This window comes from Streptomyces niphimycinicus, from assembly GCF_018883605.1.
In the GTDB taxonomy this organism is placed as follows: Bacteria; Actinomycetota; Actinomycetes; order Streptomycetales; family Streptomycetaceae; genus Streptomyces; species Streptomyces niphimycinicus.
In genome coordinates, this window is the sequence record NZ_JAHLEM010001126.1 from 1 (window position 1) to 2,216 (window position 2,216).

1 protein-coding gene is annotated in these 2,216 nt (G+C 70.4%); it reads left to right on the top strand.

The genetic code is table 11. The annotated features are described in order from the left end of the window. Positions 1 to 2,216, top strand: a 2,216-nt coding sequence (locus tag KN815_RS48165) for a non-ribosomal peptide synthetase (RefSeq protein ID WP_216348076.1), incomplete at both ends; no start/stop codon positions are given.

Below are 2,216 nucleotides of genomic sequence, written 5' to 3' on the forward strand. Positions count from 1 at the left end.
GCGTATGTGATCTACACGTCGGGTTCGACGGGGCGGCCCAAGGGTGTGGTGGTGCCGCAGGGGTCGCTGGTGAACTTCGCGGTGGCGATGGCCGGGCGGCTCCAGCTCACGGGCGAGGACCGTCTGCTGGCGGTGACCACGGTCGGGTTCGACATCGCGGGGCTGGAGTTGTTCGTGCCCCTGCTGTCCGGCGCCGCGGTGGTGGTGGCCGCGCGGGATGTGGTGCGCGATCCGGCGGCCTTGTGCGCGCTGGTGACGGCTGAGCGGGTGTCGGTGATGCAGGCGACGCCGAGTCTGTGGCGGGCGGTGCTGGCCGAGGACCCGGCCGTGCTGAGCGGTGTGCGGGTGCTGGTGGGTGGCGAGGCGCTGCCCGCAGACCTGGCGGTGGCGCTGGCCGAGCGGGCCGAGTCGGTGACGAACATGTACGGCCCGACGGAGACCACCATCTGGTCGACGGCCTGGCCTGTCACCCCCGAGCGGGCGAGCGGCCCGCGCATCGGGCGGCCGATCGCCAACACTCAGGTGTATGTGCTGGACGCGGGGCTGCGACCGGTTCCGGTCGGCGTGCCGGGCGAGCTGTATATCGCCGGTGCCGGTGTGGTGCGGGGCTATCACGGGCGTTCCGCCCTGACCTCGGAACGCTTCGTCGCCGATCCCTTCGGCGGTTCGGCGGGTGGGCGGATGTATCGCACCGGTGATGTGGTGCGGTGGACCGCCGATGGTGAGCTGGAGTATCTCTCCCGGGTCGATGACCAGGTCAAGCTGCGTGGCTTCCGGATCGAGCTGGGCGAGATCGAGACGGTGCTGGCCGGACACGACCAGGTCGGGCAGGCCGCTGTCCTGGTGCGTGAGGACCGGCCCGGCGACAAGCGCCTTGTGGCCTACGTCGTCCCGGCGACGGCGGACACTGGCCTGATAAGCGCTGATGTGCGTGAACACATCGCGGCCCGGTTGCCCGGCTATATGGTGCCGTCCGCGTTCGTCACGCTGGACGCCTTCCCGCTGACGGCGAACGGCAAGCTGAACCGCCGAGCCCTGCCCGCGCCCGACTACGGCCCTGAGGGCACGGGCGGCCGGGCCCCGCGCTCGCCGCGCGAGGAGATCCTGTGCGGTCTCTTCGCCGAGGTCCTGGGCGTGGAGGCCGTCACCATCGATGACGACTTCTTCCACCTCGGCGGCCACTCCCTGCTTGCCACCAAGCTGGTCAGCCGGATTCGTACCGTCCTGGACGTCGAGCTGGCGGTGCGCCGTGTCTTCGAGGCGCCGACGGTGGCCGAGCTTGCGGCCGTGCTGGATGCGTCGGCGGTGGTGCGGTCTGCGGTACGGGCAGTGGTGCCGCGTCCGGCGCGGTTGCCGTTGTCGCTGGCGCAGCAACGCTTGTGGTTCCTGCACCAGTTCGAGGGGCCCAGTGCGACGTACAACATTCCGGTGGCGTTGCGGCTGAGGGGTGCCCTGGACGAGGGTGCGTTGCGGTCGGCGCTGGGTGATGTGGTGACGCGGCACGAGAGCCTGCGCACGGTGTTCGCCGAGGACGCCGACGGCCCGTATCAAACGGTCCTGGACACCGCGGAAGTAGAACTGACGGTGGCCGCGACCGACAGGGAAGCGGTCCACGAAGAACTGAGCCACGCGATACGGACTCCCTTCGACCTCACGGACGACGTGCCGTTGCGCGCCTGGCTGTTCCGGCTCGGCGATGACGAGCAGGTGCTGCTGCTCGTGGCGCACCACATCGCGAGTGACGCCTGGTCGATGGGGCCGCTGGCCCGTGATCTGACGGCGGCGTACGCGACCCGCGGCACCACCGGCGACGCTCCCGGGTGGGAGCCGTTGCCGGTGCAGTACGCGGACTACAGCATCTGGCAGCGCGAGATGCTGGGCGCGGAGGACGACGCCGACAGCGAGATCAACCGCCAACTGGCCTACTGGAAGGCCGCCTTGGCGGACCTCCCGGAGGAGCTGCCGCTGCCTTTCGACCGGCCGCGGCCGGCGACCTCCTCGTACGAGGGTGACCGGATCACCTTCGAAGTGCCGTCCGGCCTTTACGGAGAACTGACGCGGGTCGCCCGCGAGCGCCGGGCCAGCCTGTTCATGGTGGTGCAGACCGCGCTGTCGACACTGCTGACGCGGCTGGGCGCGGGCACGGACATTCCGCTGGGCACGGCGATCGCCGGGCGTACGGATGACGCGTTGGACGATCTGGTCGGGTTCTTCGT